The 14,266-nt window shown below is 62.2% G+C and carries 15 protein-coding genes, 1 tRNA gene and 1 pseudogene; 16 read left to right on the top strand and 1 reads right to left on the bottom strand.

Features of this window, described 5'->3' with window-relative positions:
* The 8 genes from ABYB95_RS06355 to ABYB95_RS06320 all read left to right on the top strand — a co-directional run.
* On the top strand, positions 1 to 1,076 hold a 1,076-nt coding region (locus ABYB95_RS06355), incomplete at its 5' end, for an IscS subfamily cysteine desulfurase (RefSeq protein WP_372657628.1).
* 128 nt (positions 1,077 to 1,204) lie between these two features.
* Complete coding sequence (gene iscU, locus ABYB95_RS06350) at positions 1,205 to 1,591, top strand: Fe-S cluster assembly scaffold IscU (protein ID WP_372657627.1); 387 nt, start codon at positions 1,205 to 1,207, stop codon at positions 1,589 to 1,591.
* A gap of 113 nt (positions 1,592 to 1,704) precedes the next feature.
* Entirely contained in the window at positions 1,705 to 2,028 is a 324-nt protein-coding gene (iscA, locus tag ABYB95_RS06345) for an iron-sulfur cluster assembly protein IscA (RefSeq protein ID WP_372657625.1), read from the top strand.
* Between the two features lie 60 nt (positions 2,029 to 2,088).
* Positions 2,089 to 2,607 carry a Fe-S protein assembly co-chaperone HscB gene (hscB, locus tag ABYB95_RS06340; protein ID WP_372657624.1) on the top strand — a complete coding sequence of 173 codons (519 nt, stop codon included), beginning with the start codon at positions 2,089 to 2,091 and terminating at the stop codon, positions 2,605 to 2,607.
* Positions 2,608 to 2,668: 61 nt separating this feature from the next.
* A complete protein-coding gene (gene hscA / locus ABYB95_RS06335) occupies positions 2,669 to 4,561 on the top strand; it encodes a Fe-S protein assembly chaperone HscA (RefSeq protein WP_372657623.1) in 1,893 nt (630 codons plus the stop codon).
* Positions 4,562 to 4,600: 39 nt separating this feature from the next.
* Entirely contained in the window at positions 4,601 to 4,939 is a 339-nt protein-coding gene (fdx, locus tag ABYB95_RS06330; protein WP_372657622.1) for an ISC system 2Fe-2S type ferredoxin, read from the top strand.
* Between the two features lie 18 nt (positions 4,940 to 4,957).
* Positions 4,958 to 5,665, top strand: coding sequence for a DNA polymerase III subunit epsilon (gene dnaQ / locus ABYB95_RS06325; RefSeq protein ID WP_372657621.1), 708 nt, complete (start codon positions 4,958 to 4,960; stop codon positions 5,663 to 5,665).
* A gap of 86 nt (positions 5,666 to 5,751) precedes the next feature.
* A tRNA-Val gene (locus ABYB95_RS06320) sits at positions 5,752 to 5,826 on the top strand.
* A gap of 285 nt (positions 5,827 to 6,111) precedes the next feature.
* Here ABYB95_RS06320 and ABYB95_RS06315 read toward each other — a convergent pair.
* Positions 6,112 to 7,165, bottom strand: a pseudogene (locus ABYB95_RS06315) (IS3 family transposase); the annotation flags it as partial.
* A 222-nt stretch (positions 7,166 to 7,387) separates the two neighbouring features.
* Here ABYB95_RS06315 and ABYB95_RS06310 point away from each other — a divergent pair.
* From ABYB95_RS06310 to ABYB95_RS06275, 8 genes are read left to right on the top strand one after another with little or no spacing between them, the layout of a single operon-like run.
* Positions 7,388 to 8,575: an ABC transporter substrate-binding protein gene (locus ABYB95_RS06310; RefSeq protein WP_372657619.1), complete on the top strand. Its 1,188-nt coding sequence runs from the start codon at positions 7,388 to 7,390 to the stop codon at positions 8,573 to 8,575.
* Positions 8,576 to 8,611: 36 nt separating this feature from the next.
* The gene (locus ABYB95_RS06305) at positions 8,612 to 9,466 is read left to right on the top strand and encodes a branched-chain amino acid ABC transporter permease (protein WP_372657618.1); all 855 of its coding nucleotides are present in this window, start codon (positions 8,612 to 8,614) and stop codon (positions 9,464 to 9,466) included.
* Positions 9,463 to 10,407 carry a branched-chain amino acid ABC transporter permease gene (locus ABYB95_RS06300; RefSeq protein WP_372657617.1) on the top strand — a complete coding sequence of 315 codons (945 nt, stop codon included), beginning with the start codon at positions 9,463 to 9,465 and terminating at the stop codon, positions 10,405 to 10,407. The genes ABYB95_RS06305 and ABYB95_RS06300 overlap by 4 nt, the downstream gene beginning before the upstream one ends.
* Positions 10,404 to 11,189 carry an ABC transporter ATP-binding protein gene (locus ABYB95_RS06295; RefSeq protein ID WP_372657616.1) on the top strand — a complete coding sequence of 262 codons (786 nt, stop codon included), beginning with the start codon at positions 10,404 to 10,406 and terminating at the stop codon, positions 11,187 to 11,189. Before ABYB95_RS06300 ends, ABYB95_RS06295 begins: the two co-directional genes overlap by 4 nt.
* Positions 11,182 to 11,889, top strand: a complete 708-nt coding sequence (locus ABYB95_RS06290; protein WP_372657615.1) for an ABC transporter ATP-binding protein — start codon at positions 11,182 to 11,184, stop codon at positions 11,887 to 11,889. Before ABYB95_RS06295 ends, ABYB95_RS06290 begins: the two co-directional genes overlap by 8 nt.
* Positions 11,886 to 12,491, top strand: coding sequence for a carboxymuconolactone decarboxylase family protein (locus tag ABYB95_RS06285; protein ID WP_372657614.1), 606 nt, complete (start codon positions 11,886 to 11,888; stop codon positions 12,489 to 12,491). Before ABYB95_RS06290 ends, ABYB95_RS06285 begins: the two co-directional genes overlap by 4 nt.
* Positions 12,488 to 13,039 carry a MarR family winged helix-turn-helix transcriptional regulator gene (locus ABYB95_RS06280; protein WP_372657613.1) on the top strand — a complete coding sequence of 184 codons (552 nt, stop codon included), beginning with the start codon at positions 12,488 to 12,490 and terminating at the stop codon, positions 13,037 to 13,039. The genes ABYB95_RS06285 and ABYB95_RS06280 overlap by 4 nt, the downstream gene beginning before the upstream one ends.
* Before the next feature lie 27 nt (positions 13,040 to 13,066).
* Complete coding sequence (locus ABYB95_RS06275) at positions 13,067 to 14,257, top strand: lipid-transfer protein (protein WP_372657612.1); 1,191 nt, start codon at positions 13,067 to 13,069, stop codon at positions 14,255 to 14,257.
* The last annotated feature ends 9 nt before the right edge of the window (positions 14,258 to 14,266 follow it).

The raw sequence follows: 14,266 nt of genomic DNA, 5'->3' as shown, positions 1-14,266 counted from the left end.
CTGAAAAAGCGGTCGAGACCGCCCGTGGGCATATTGCGGCCCTCATTGGCGCCGACCCGCGTGAAATCGTCTGGACCAGTGGCGCCACCGAATCGAACAACCTGGCCTTGAAGGGTGCGGCGCACTTTTACAAGAGCAAGGGCAAACACATCATCACGGTGAAGACCGAGCACAAGGCAGTGCTCGACACCTGCCGCGAGCTGGAGCGCCAGGGTTTTGAGGTGAGCTACCTCGACGTGCAAGCCGATGGCCTGCTCGACCTGGACGTGTTCAAGGCGGCGATCCGGCCCGACACCATCCTGGCGTCCGTCATGTTCGTGAACAACGAGATCGGTGTGATCCAGGACATCGCCGCCATCGGCGCGATCTGCCGCGAAAAAGGCGTGATCTTCCACTCGGACGCCGCGCAGGCCACCGGTCGCGTGGACATCGACCTGCAAACCCTGCCGGTCGATCTGATGAGCCTGACCTCGCACAAGACCTATGGCCCCAAGGGCATTGGCGCTTTGTACGTGCGCCGCAAGCCGCGCGTGCGCATCGAAGCGCAAATGCACGGCGGCGGACACGAGCGCGGCATGCGCTCGGGCACGCTGCCCACCCACCAGTGCGTGGGCATGGGCGAGGCCTACCGCATTGCCAAGGAAGAAATGCACACCGAGAACCTGCGCATCCAGGCCTTGCACGACCGCTTGCTGAACGGCCTGAAGGACGTGGAAGAAGTCTTCATCAACGGCCACGAGACACGCCGTGTGCCGCACAACCTCAACATGAGCTTCAACTACGTCGAAGGCGAGTCGCTCATGATGGGTATCAAGGGTCTGGCGGTGTCCAGCGGATCGGCCTGCACCTCGGCCAGCCTGGAGCCCAGCTACGTGCTGCGCGCCCTGGGTCGCAGCGACGAACTCGCACACAGCAGCCTGCGCATGACCTTTGGTCGTTGGACGACCGAAGAAGAAATCGACTACGCGATCGCCACCATCCGGGAAAACGTGGCCAAGTTGCGCGAGTTGTCCCCTCTGTGGGAAATGTTCAAAGACGGTATTGACCTGTCCACGATCCAGTGGGCGGCGCATTAGAGGTATCACCCCCGCGCCGCTGCGCGTCACCCCCTGACGGGGCGATGCCAGCGGCCCGGCAAGCCGGTTCCACGGCATCCTTGGAATCGGTATCTACAAACGTGACATGGCAGTGAAAGGACGACATCATGGCTTATTCTGAAAAAGTGGTAGACCACTACGAAAACCCCCGCAACGTGGGTTCTTTTGACAAGGGCGACGAAGCGGTTGGCACCGGTATGGTGGGCGCACCGGCCTGCGGCGACGTGATGAAGCTGCAGATCCGCGTCAACCCCACCACCGGCGTGATCGAAGATGCGCGCTTCAAGACCTATGGTTGCGGCTCTGCCATCGCCTCCTCGTCGCTGGTGACCGAGTGGGTCAAGGGCAAGACGCTGGACCAGGCGGCGGCGCTGAAAAACAGCCAGATCGCCGAAGAGCTGGCCTTGCCCCCGGTGAAAATCCACTGCTCCATCCTGGCCGAAGATGCCATCAAGGCTGCGGTGGACGACTACCGCAAAAAGCACACGAACTAGGACACCCCCTGCGCCGCTTCGCGTCTTCCCCCAAGGGGGGCCACGCCTGCAGCCCGGCCAAGCCGGTTCTGCGGCGTGTGCCGGACAAACTGCGACACGTTGAATGAACTGACATGGCCATCTCTATCTCCGAAGCTGCCGCCCGGCACGTCATCCGTTACATCACCAAGCGTGGCAAAGGCGTGGGTGTGCGCCTGGGCGTGAAGACCACGGGTTGTTCGGGTCTGGCCTACAAGCTGGAGTACGCCGACGAGATCGCGCCCGAGGATGTGATTTTTGAAGAAAACGGCGTGAAGGTGCTGGTCGATCCCAAGGCCCTGGCCTACATCGATGGCACGCAGCTCGATTTCGTCCGTGAAGGCCTCAACGAAGGCTTTCGCTTCAACAACCCCAACGAGCGCGACCGTTGCGGTTGTGGCGAGAGTTTCCGCATTTGATGCCATCTGGCCCAAGACACAGCCGCCAGCGCGTCACCGTTCTGGCGGCTTTTCATTTCCATGAATCTGCAATCCACCGACTTTGAAATTTTTGGCCAGGCGCCGCGCTTCGCACTCGATCGCGACGCCGTTGCCGAGCGCTGGAAGGCGCTGCAGCGCGAAGCCCATCCGGACCGTTTTGCCGCCGCCGATGCCGCCACCCAGCGCAAGGCCATGCAATGGTCGGTGCGCATCAACGAGGCCTATCAGCGCCTGAAGGACCCGCTCAAGCGCGCCGCCTATCTGTGCGAGCTCAACGGCGTGTCCATCGGCGCCGAAGACAACACCGCCATGCCGGCGCAGTTTCTGATGCAGCAGATGGAGTGGCGCGAAACGCTGGAAGAAGCGTCTGGCGCCGAGGCGCTGGAACGCCTGGCCGACGAAACCGCCGACACCAAGCGCGAGATGCTGAAGGCGGCGACCGTGCTGGCCGATGAAAAGGCCGACTACGCGGCATTGGCGCAAACCGTCAGAGCCCTTATGTTCGTTGAGCGCTTTGAGCACGATGTGCAAGCGCGGCTCGAGCAACTGGGACAATAGACCTTTCACCGAACCTTGGAACCAACGCAGGCGCTGGACGCTTGCGGCACTTGATACAGACATGGCGTTATTGCAGATATCCGAACCCGGCCAGTCGCTAGATCCGCACCAGCGGCGCGTGGCGGTGGGCATTGACTTGGGCACCACCCATTCGCTGGTGGCCTGTGTGCGGCACGGCGTGGCCGAATGCCTGCCCGATTTGCAAGGCCGGGTGGTCCTGCCCAGCGTGGTGCGTTATCTCGATCCGGCTCAGGGCGGGTCGGGGCGCCAGATTGGTTTTGAGGCACTGGCTTCTCAAGTGCAAGATCCCGCGAACACGGTGAGCTCGGTCAAGCGCCTGATGGGCCGCAGCCGCACGCAGGTGGGCGACGCCGATCGCCTGCCCTATACCGTGGTCGAACAAGACGGCATGGCCGTGGTCGAAACCGTGGCTGGCCGCAAGACGCCGATGGAAATCAGCGCCGAGATCCTCGCTACCTTGCGCTTTCGGGCCGAAGACAGTTTTGACGACGAGTTGTTTGGTGCCGTCATCACCGTGCCCGCCTATTTCGACGACGCGCAACGCCAGGCCACCAAGGACGCTGCGCAGCTCGCCGGCATCAACGTGCTGCGCCTGATCAACGAACCCACGGCAGCGGCGATCGCCTACGGCCTGGACAACAGCTCCGAAGGCGTTTACGCCATTTACGACCTGGGTGGCGGCACCTTCGACATCTCCATCTTGCGGCTCACGCAGGGCGTGTTTGAAGTCATGGCCACGGGCGGCGATTCGGCGCTGGGCGGCGACGACTACGACCAGGCGCTGGCCGCCTGGATGCTGGAGCAGGGCGCTGGCGCCTTGGCCATGGCCGCGCTGGACGCGTCCAGCCGGGCCGCCTTGCTGGCCGAAGCGCGGCGTTGCAAAGAGGCGTTGAGCGCGGTGGATACCGCGACCGGCGAGGTGCCGTTTTCGGTCACCGTGGCCGGCCAGCTGATCGCTGGCACGGTCACCCCCGCGCAGTTGGATGCCCAGACCCAGTCGCTCACCGCACGCACCCTGAGCGCGGTGCGCAAGGTCTTGCGCGACGCCGGTGTCACCAAAGACGAGGTCAAGGGCGTGGTCATGGTCGGCGGCTCTACGCGCATGCCGGCTGTGCAGCGGGTGGTGGGCGACTTTTTTGGCCAGCCGCCGCTGACCAATTTGAATCCGGACGAAGTGGTCGCGCTCGGTGCCTCCATCCAGGCCAATGCCTTGGCGGGCAACAGCAGCGATGGCGACTTGCTCTTGCTCGATGTCATTCCCCTGTCGCTGGGCATCGAAACCATGGGTGGTCTGGTCGAGCGCATCGTGCCGCGCAACAGCACCATTCCCACCGCTCGCGGCCAGGACTTCACCACCTACCAGGACGGACAGACCGCGCTGGCCTTGCACGTGGTGCAGGGCGAGCGCGATCTGGTGGCCGACTGCCGCAGCCTCGCCCGTTTTGAGCTGCGCGGCATTCCGCCCATGGCGGCAGGTGCTGCGCGCATCCGCGTGACCTTTACGGTGGACGCCGATGGTTTGTTGTCGGTGGGTGCGGTCGAAACCCAGTCGGGTGTCGAGGCGCGCATCGACGTCAAGCCGGCCTACGGCTTGTCCGACGAGCAGATCGCAACCATGCTGCAAGACAGCTTTGCAACCGCGCAGCAAGACATGCAGGCGCGGGCACTGGTGGAGGCACAAGTGGATGCGGATCGCATGGTCGCCGCCACCAACAGCGCGCTCGCAGCCGATGGTGTTTTGCTGACGCCACAAGAGCGCGCGGACGTGAACGCCCTGGTGCAGGCCTTGCAAGAGACCCGCGACACCGGCGACGCCGCCACCATCGAAGCGGCTACCGCAGCGCTGGCCAAGGGCACGGAGGCCTTTGCCGCCCAGCGCATGAACCATGGCATCAAACAAGCACTCTCGGGCAAGCGGCTCGAAGAAGTCTAGAGCGCCTGGCGCCCACACCACCGACACCGGAAACCGTCCATGCCCACGATCAAAATCCTGCCCCATCCCGAATACTGCCCCCAAGGCGCCGAAATCTCCGCGCCCGCCGGTACCTCGATCTGCGAGGCCTTGCTGGACAACAACATCGCCATCGAACACGCTTGCGACATGAGCTGCGCTTGCACCACCTGCCACGTGATCGTGCGCGAGGGCATGAACAGCTTGAACGAAATCGATGAAAACGAAGAGGACCTGCTGGACCGCGCCTGGGGCCTGGAGCCGAACTCGCGCCTGTCTTGTCAGGCGTTTCTGGCGCAGCAAGACGTGACGGTGGAGATTCCGAAATACACCATCAACCACGCCAAAGAACTGCACTGATAGCGAGAGCAAACCGCCATGCGTCAAATCGTCCTCGACACCGAAACCACCGGCCTGTCTGCCGACAACGGCGACCGCATCATCGAGATCGGCTGCGTCGAGCTGCTCAACCGCAAGCTCACCGGCAACAACCTGCACTTCTACGTCAACCCCGAGCGCGACAGCCACGAGGACGCGATGAAGGTGCACGGCATCAGCAACGAGTTCTTGCGCGACAAGCCAAAATTCCCAGCCATTGCCGACGAGTTGAAGCGCTATCTGAGTGGTGCCGAACTGATCATCCACAACGCGCCGTTCGACATCAGCTTTCTGAACAAGGAGTTCGAACGCATCGGCCAGCCGCCCTTGACCCGCTGGGTTGGGCCGGTGATCGACAGCCTGGTGATGGCCAAGGAAATGTTTCCGGGCAAGCGCAATGGTCTGGATGCCCTGTGCGACCGCCTGGGTGTCGACAATTCGGGCCGCAAACTGCACGGCGCCTTGCTCGACGCCGAACTGCTCGCCGACGTCTACATCAATATGACGCGCGGCCAGGACGCCTTGCTCATCGAACCCGCCGAGGCGCAGGATGCCAGCGGCGAGACCGTTGTGCTGGATCTGAGCCGCTTTGAATTGCCCCTGTTGTTGGCCAACGCCCAGGAGACCGAACTGCACGCCACGGTGTTGACCGAACTGGACAAGGCGAGCAAAGGCAAGACGGTCTGGCGTGCATCGCAGGCCGCATGAATGCGAACCGGCATTCGGCACGAACTTTTTCTCCGCCAGAAAAACCGCGCCAAGTTCAGGCTATAATCTAAGGCTACTGAATAGCCGGGCGGTTAGCTCAGTGGTAGAGCACTGCCTTCACACGGCAGGGGTCGCAGGTTCGAACCCTGCACCGCCCACCAAAATTGTCATGCATGACAACGCATTGCGCCACCTCCGGGTGGCGTTGTCGTTTCCGGAGGGCCAAAAAAGGGCAAAAGGCTCAGTGCTGTGCGTTGTGTTGCATGCACAACAGCCTTCGTGCATGACGCTGCTGCCAGCTTGGATTTGGTCAGCCCCCGGGCGGCAATTGCAGCAGAAGTGTCGCCGGTCTTGTGCATTCTCGAGGCGACATGGGCATTGAAGCTTCTATTGAAGCCACCTCGAATTCTTGATCCAGTCAGATAGAGGTTGGGGAATTGTTTCACACGGAATTCGACGGGTGGAATGCGGCCCAAAGACTCGTGCGGTCGGTGGTGGTTGTATCGGTGCATCCAGTCGGCGGTCATGTCTCTGATCTTCTGCAAAGAATCGAACACGTAGCAGTCCAGCACCTCGGTGCGGTAAGTCTTGTTGAAGCGTTCGATATAGGCGTTCTGGGTGGGTTTGCCGGGTTGGATGTAATTGAGGGTAATGCCTTTGGACTCGGCCCACTGCGCCAGCGCATGGGCGATGAACTCCGGACCGTTGTCCAGCCGGATCGACAGCGGGGCTCCTCGGACCTCGACCAGTTCGTTCAACGCCCGGATCACCCGCACAGCAGGCAAGCTGGTGTCCACATCGATGCGCAGACCCTCGCGGTTGAATTCGTCGATGACGTTGAAGGTGCGGAACCGGCGGCCTGACCACAAGGCGTCGGACATGAAGTCGCAGCTCCAGCCCTGGTTGGGTTGGCCCGCCGCCTGCAGCGGCTGTCTGATCCGAGCAGGTAGCCGCTTCTTGCCTCGCCTGGGCAGGTTCACCCGCAACTCGCAGTACACACGCCACAACACGGTCTTGCCCCAGGGCTGTTTCTGAAAGCGGGCTGTGGCGTACAGCAGGTCAAAGCCATGGCGTGGATTGATGGCCAGATGGTTTTGAATGAAGTTGATCACCCCGCAGTTGTCGCGTGGCACGGGCTGGTAGCGCAAAGTCGAACGGGCCAGCCCACTGGCCTTGCATGTCCTGCGCTCACTCATACCGTGGTCGCTCATCAAGGATTGCACGACCATCTCGCGATGCTGCGGGGTCAGAGCTTTCGCTCGACAACATCTTTCAAGGCGTGGTGCATCAGGGCCAGATCGGCGTACATGCGCTTGAGCTTGGCGTTCTCGTCCTGAAGATCTCGCATCTGCGCCAGGTGCGACACACTCATGCCCGGGTACGGGCGTACGTGGGATCGCTGATGCCGTGCTTCCTGCACGTCTCGCCCACCTTGGCGCCCAGCTCGACTTCTTTGAGGATCGTCACGATCTGGCTTTCACTGAATCTTGATTTCTTCATCTAGAGACTCCGTTGGTTGGAATTCTCTACTCCCGACTGGTACAAGTTTTCGAGGTGACTTCAAAGCCTCAAACGTGAAGCAAACCGGGCGCGGGTAAACCCGCTTTTATGCATCGATAAGTTTTGATATAACAACAAGGTTGATATATTGCTAAACCGGTTATATCGACATTGGGCACACGCGCTCGTGCCTTCGTACAACATTTCAAAAGGAGACAAGCAATGAAACGAACATTCGCATCGCGTTTGCGCCTGGTCACGTTGGCAGTGGGTTGCATGCTGGGCGGGGCTTCTTCAGCCTTTGCACAGGATGCCTTCCGAATCGCTGGCATCGTGCCGCTCAGTGGCGCATGGGGCATCGTCGGAGAAAACATGCGCCGTGGCGCCACCATCGCTTTTGAAGAGCGCAACAACCGCGTGCTCGGCAAGCCGATCGAAGTGGTGTGGGAAGACACCGAGACATCCACCCAAGTGGCGGTGCAGAAAACCACCCGTGCTCTTGCGCGCGACACACAAACCCTGTTCGGTGAAGTGAGCTCAGGTTCAACCCTGGCCATCATGAAGCTCACCGAGCAGCGCAAGGTGCCGCAGATCATCACGCTGTCGGCCGACGACCGCATCACGGGTGCTGACAAGACGCGCTACGCCTTTAGAACCTCCAACACGGTGGCGATGGAGAACCGCATGATTGGTGAGTTCGCCAAACGCCAGGGCGTCCAGAAGGTATACGGCATCATCGCGGACTACCAGGTAGGTCGCGACATGTGGGCCTCGCTCAAGGCCGATCTCGAGAGCAAAGGCATTGCTGTGGCAGGTGTGGATTTCACGCCCATCGGCACCAAGGACTACGCAATCTTGCTCGACAAAGCCATGAAATCGGGCGCAGATGGTCTCGCCTTGATCGTGGTGGGTGGTGACTCCGTCACCTCGCTCAAGCAAGGCGCAGACGTGGGGCTGGCCACCAAGATGAAGGTCATGGGCACCATGTTGATGGATGAAACGCAGGGTCAGGCGGTTGGCGCCAGCGGAGCGCTCGGCGTGAACTCTACCTTGCGCTATCACTTCACACAGGACACGCCGCGCAACAAGCGCTTCGTTGCGGCCTACAAGCTCAAGTACGGTGAGCTGCCCAGTCAGTACGCGGGCGAGGCATACGACGGCATGAGCTGGTGGCTCGATGTGGTGGAGAGCACCGGGGTGTGGGATAAGGAAAAGTGGGTTGATGCCTTCAAGAACAGTGTGCGCAACGACTCCGTCGAAGGGGTGAAGCGCATGCGGGCTTGTGACAACCAAGCCGAGCAGATTGGCTTGTTCGGCACCGCCGTGGCCGGGAGCGCAGGCATGCCACCAGTGACGATGAAGGTTACCGAAAGCTTCACCGCTCAGGACTTGTTCAAGCCCTGCAACTGACCTGTAAGTGAACCGGCAACCGAGTACGTACCTCCCATGTCCACTTTCGTCATTGGCCTGAGCATTGGCATGCTGCTGTTCCTGTTGGCCGCGGGGCTGACGCTGATCTTCGGCATGCTGCGCATCATCAACTTCGCCCACGGCGCGCTCTACATGCTGGGCGCTTACCTGGCCTATCAGGTCGCGCTGTGGTTGAACTTCTGGTGGGCGCTGGCGCTGGTGCCGGTGTTGCTGGCGCTGGTGGGCGTACTGATCGAGCGGCTGACGTTGCGACCTATCTATGCGGCGCCACATGAGTTTCAGTTGCTGATCACCTTTGGTCTGATTCTGGTGCTGGAGGAGGTGGTGCGCGCCACCTGGGGGCTGAGCGGAAAGAGCATTGCAGCGCCAGCCTGGTTGTCGGGCAGCTTAGCGCTGTTCAACACCGATGTGTCGCGCTACCGCCTGTTTGTCATTTTTGTGGGTACCGCCACGATGGCCATCCTGTTGCTGGGCATCGAGCGCACGCGCGTCGGCCTGGTGATCCGATCGTGCAGCACGAATCCGTTGATGGCTGCCACGCTGGGCGTACGGGTGGACCGTGTGCGCACCGCGGTATTTGCGGTTGGCGCGGCGCTCGCCGGCCTGGGCGGCGCCATGGCAGGTCCCATGCTGCCCATTCAGTTGCAGATGGGCGGCACCATCATTCTGGATTGTTTCATCGTGGTCATCATCGGCGGCCTGGGCAACATCCGTGGCGCAGTGGTGGGGGCGCTGTTGATCGGCATGACCCGTGCCTTTGGTCAACAGTACCTGCCGGACTGGATCGACACCCTGACCTACGCTGTGCTGATCGCAACGCTGCTGCTGCGCCCGCAGGGACTTTTCAGCAAAAAGGAGCGACTCGCATGAACCGCCTGGAACGTTTGGATATCCGGCTCTGTTTGCTGGTCATGGCCATCCTCGTGGCCCTGCGAATTGGCACGCGCGACGAGGGCATTCTCTTTGTGGCCTGCCTGGTCATGGTCTGGTCGATCTTCGCGCTGGGTTACGACCTGGTGTTCGGCACCGCAGGCATCCTGTCTTTTGGTCATGCCGCGTTCTTCGGCATGGGTGCCTTCGGCATGACCTGGGCACAGATGCACGGCGGTCTGCCGTTCAGCCTGGGCCTGGTGGCCGCGGGTTTGCTCGGGGCGGCGTGTGCCTGGGGCGTGTCCCTGATCGGCAGCCGCATCACGGGCCTTTTCTTTTCGCTGCTCACACTGATGATGGCGGAGCTGATGTCTGTTTTGATGCTGACGCGGCTGCGTGGCCTGTCTGGGGGGGTGGACGGGCTGCCCGGCGTGGCGCGTCCGGTGTGGGGTGAAATCGACTTTTTCAACAATGCCAACTTCTTCTGGGTGGTGTTCGCGGTGTTCATTGCCGTGGTGCTGGCTTGCTGGGTGCTGCGCCGGTCGCCGCTGGGCCAGGCCTTGCAGGCGGTCAGGCAGAACCCGGTGCGGGCTGAGCAACTGGGTTTCGGGGTGCGTCGATTGCGGCAGGCCGCCATGGCCATTTCGGGAGGCGTCTCCGGTATCGCAGGTGGTTTACTGGCTTCATTGATGATGTACACCGGTCCGCAGATGCTGGGCTGGAAAACTTCGGGTGATGTGCTCATCATGACGCTGCTCGGCGGCAGCGGCACGCTCCTGGGCCCCATCGTTGGTGTGGCGTTCTTCGAGGTGTTGCGCGAGGTGCTGGCCGCCTACACAGATTACTGGTACGGCCTGGTGGGCCTGGTGTTCATTCTGTGCACGCTGTTCCTGCCCAAAGGGCTGGCCGGTACCGCATTGCATTGGTGGAGCAAGCGATGAATGCAACGACCTCACATGACATGGCGGTCGCCTGCTCAGGTATCACTGTTGAGTTTGACGGTTTTGTCGCGCTCAACAAGGTGGCGCTGAGCGTGCCCACGGGCAAGACGGTGGCGCTCATCGGTCCCAACGGCGCGGGAAAGACCACATTGCTCAATGCCATCAGCGGTCGCGTGCCTTTGAAATCGGGCCGCATCGAATTCTGTGGAGAAGACATTTCTCTTCTCCCTGTTGCCAGCCGCACGCGACGGGGGCTGGGGCGCAGCTTCCAGATCATCAACATCTTTCAGGAGATGACCACCTTCGAAAACCTGCGGGTGGCCGCTCAGCCGCCGCGATTTGGCTTGCAGCCGTTTTGGCGGTCGGTGGACCGCTGGGGGGAGCTCGGCGATCGGGCGCGCGAGGTGGCGTCTATCGTGGGGCTGTCGGACGTGCTGGACATGCCGGTGGCCGCGCTGAGCCATGGGCGGCAGCGCGCGGTGGAGCTGGGCCTGGCATTGATGGCCGACCCGCGCGTGTTGCTGCTGGACGAGCCGCTGGCGGGGGTGGGGCACAACGAGATCGCCTCCACCATGGAACTGATCGAACGCGTGCGCGAGAAGCGCACCGTGCTGCTGGTGGAGCACAACATGGACGTGGTCATGAAACTGTCCGACGAGATCGTCGTGATGATGGGCGGCGAGGTGCTGATGCGCGGTACGCCCGCCGAGGTGCGCAACGATGCGCGCGTCAAACGCGCTTACCTGGGTGAAGAAGAGTCGCAGGAGATATCACATGCTTGAGTTGAAGAGCGCCGACGTGTTCTATGGCAAGGCGCAGGCCCTGCATGGGGTTTCCATGGGTTGCGCGCCCAACGAGGTGTTGGCGCTGGTGGGCCGCAACGGCGCCGGCAAGTCCACCGCGCTGCGCGCGCTGATGGGCCAGATCCCGCTGCGCCAGGGCAAGCGCCAGTTAGAAGGGACTGACATCACCGGTCTTTCGCTGTCCGATTCAAGTCGCCGCGGCATCGCGCTGGTTCCCGACAGCCGCGACATCGTCAGCGGCTTGAGTGCCGAAGAAAACCTGTTGCTCGCGACCCTGAGCCACCCGCCCGGTCACTGGACCATCGAGCGCGTGTACGAACTGTTTCCGCGCCTGCGCGAGCGCCGCCAAGCGCAGGGTACCTCGCTCTCGGGAGGGGAGCAGCAGATGCTGGCGATCGGCCGGGCGCTGCTCACCAACCCGCGTTACCTCCTGCTGGACGAACCCACCGAGGGCCTCGCGCCGGTGATCATCGAGCAGATCGTGGCCGCCATCGAGTTTGTGAGCCGTGCGGGTGTGTCGGTGTTGCTGGTGGAGCAGAACTTCCGCGTGCCCAAGCGCGTGGCGCAGCGCTTTTGTTTGCTCGACAGCGGGCGCGTGGTGTGGAGCGGTGACCGTGAAGAGATTGACGATCGGCTTGAAATGATGCTTTCCGGCTTGCAAGAAGGAGCTCAGGTATGAATCTGCCCGACACCGCGCGCGTGGCGCCCTTGCCTGCTGATGACCCGCGTTCGCAGGATCCGCTGCTCGAAGACTTGGTCAACTTTGTTGGCTACCGACCGAATGCGCTGCTGACCATGGCGCGCAAACCCGGTGTGCTGCCTGCTGTGTTGGCATTGGTGCAGAACACATTGCGTGGCGACGGTCTGATCGAGCCCAGCCTGCGTTTTCTGCTTGCCGCCGAAGCCTGCCGGGGTGCCCGCTGCCTCTACAGCACGGTGCATGTGGTGCACGCCGCGCAGCACGCGGGTGTCACCTGGGCGCAACTCGCTGCGTTGCCCGACTACCGCGACAGCGCTGACTTCAATGAACGCGAGCGCGCCGCGCTGCGCATAGCGAGCGCGGGCGCCACCTTGCCGGTGGCCGACGCTGCCCCAGCGTTCGAATTGGCGCGGCAACAGTTCTCTGAAGACGAGTTACTCGAGATCGTGTCCATCGTGGCGGCCTTCGGCTGGTTCAACCGCTGGAACAGCCTCATGCAGACCACGATGGAACCTGTGCCAGCCGAGGCACTGCATCATGTGGGCTGGTTGCAGCAACTGATGAAGGAAACCACCCCGTGAACATCGCAGATTCCGTTCCCAAGATTCGCCCGGAAAAGAAGGCGAAAACCCCAACACCGACGCCGGCGAGCGGCCTGGACAGTGAGCACGCGGCCATGCGGACGCTGGAGCTGGTGTTCTTTGTGCACTTGCAGATGGCCGATATCGCCGACCAGGTGCTGATGGAGCACGGGTTGGGCCGAGCCCACCACCGTGTACTCCACTTTGCGGGCCGCACACCCGGTATCACGGTGGGCTCGCTGATGTCGTTGCTGCGCATCAGCAACCAGGCCTTGTCGCGCACGACCAACCAACTGATGGGCATGGGCCTGCTGGAGCAGCGCTACAGCCTCGAAGACCGCCGCGTGCGCCAGAACCACCTGACCCCCGAGGGGCAGTCTCTGCTGCGAACACTGACAGAGCGCCAACTGGTGCTGATTGCGCAAGCACAGTCACGGCTCTCAGCGGCGGAGATCGAGGGCATGTGGAACGGACTCACGGTGATGGTGCGTCCTGAAGACATGGCCTGGGTCACCACGCATCCCTTTGAACTTTCAAAACAACCCTGAACTGAACCCACGGAAAGGTGGCATGACATGGACAACAAGGTATTTGTGATCGGTGTGGGCATGACCCCATTCGTCAAGCCCAGCGCCTCACCCAGCTATCCCGAAATGGCGGCCCAGGCGGTGCACCAGGCGCTGGCCGATGCGGGCATCGACTACGCCGCCTTCCAGCAGGCCTATGTGGGTTACGTGTATGGCGACTCCACCGCCGGCCAGCGCGCGCTGTACGAAGTGGGCATGTCGGGCATTCCCATCTTCAACGTCAACAACAACTGTTCGACCGGATCCACCGCGCTCTACCTCGCTCGGCAGGCGGTGCAGAGCGGAGCGGCGGACTGCGTGCTGGCTCTGGGGTTTGAGCAAATGCGGCCCGGTGCGTTGGGTTCCATGTTTCCAGACCGTGCGTCGCCGTTTCAACCCTTCGACGACGCCACCGACGCGCTGGTGGGCCACGCCGAAATACCGCTGGCATTGCGCTACTTTGGTGGGGCTGGCCTGTCGCACATGGAGCGCTTTGGCACCCGTCTGGAGACGTTTGCCAAAGTGCGCGCCAAGGCCAGTCGCCACGCCGCCCACAATCCGCTGGCGCTGTTTCGCGATGTGTTGACCGAAGACGAGGTGATGGCATCACCCATCCTGTGGCCGAACGTGATGACGCGCCTGATGGCCTGTCCGCCCACCTGCGGAGCGGCGGCGGCGGTGATCGTGTCCGAACGTTTTCTCAAACAGCACGGGCAACGCAGTGGGGCGGTGCGCATTGCTGCGCAGAGCATGACCACCGACACGCCCGACACTTTTGACGGTCAGGACATGCGCTATGTTGTGGGCTACGGCATGTCGCGCGCCGCCGCCAACGCCGTGTATGAGCAGGCTGGCGTAGGCCCGGCCGACATCGATGTGGCCGAGCTGCACGATTGCTTCGCGCAGAACGAAGTCATCACATACGAGGCCTTGGGTTTTTGCCCCGAAGGCGGTGCCGAGAAATTCATCGTGGATGGCGACAACACCTACGGCGGCCAGGTGGTCACCAATCCCTCGGGCGGTTTGTTGTCCAAGGGCCACCCACTGGGCGCGACCGGACTGGCGCAATGCGCCGAGCTTGTGCAGCAATTGCGTGGCAACGCCGGGGCCCGCCAGGTGCCGAACGCGCGGCTGGCGCTGCAACACAACCTGGGTTTGGGCGGCGCATGCGTCGTGACCCTTTACGAACGCAACCACTGACCTCAACTT

The sequence above is a fragment of the Hydrogenophaga sp. genome, from assembly GCF_041633695.1.
In the GTDB taxonomy this organism is placed as follows: Bacteria; Pseudomonadota; Gammaproteobacteria; order Burkholderiales; family Burkholderiaceae_C; genus Hydrogenophaga.
Note: the sequence above shows the minus strand (reverse complement) of the source record. Positions and strands in the feature narration are given on the sequence as shown.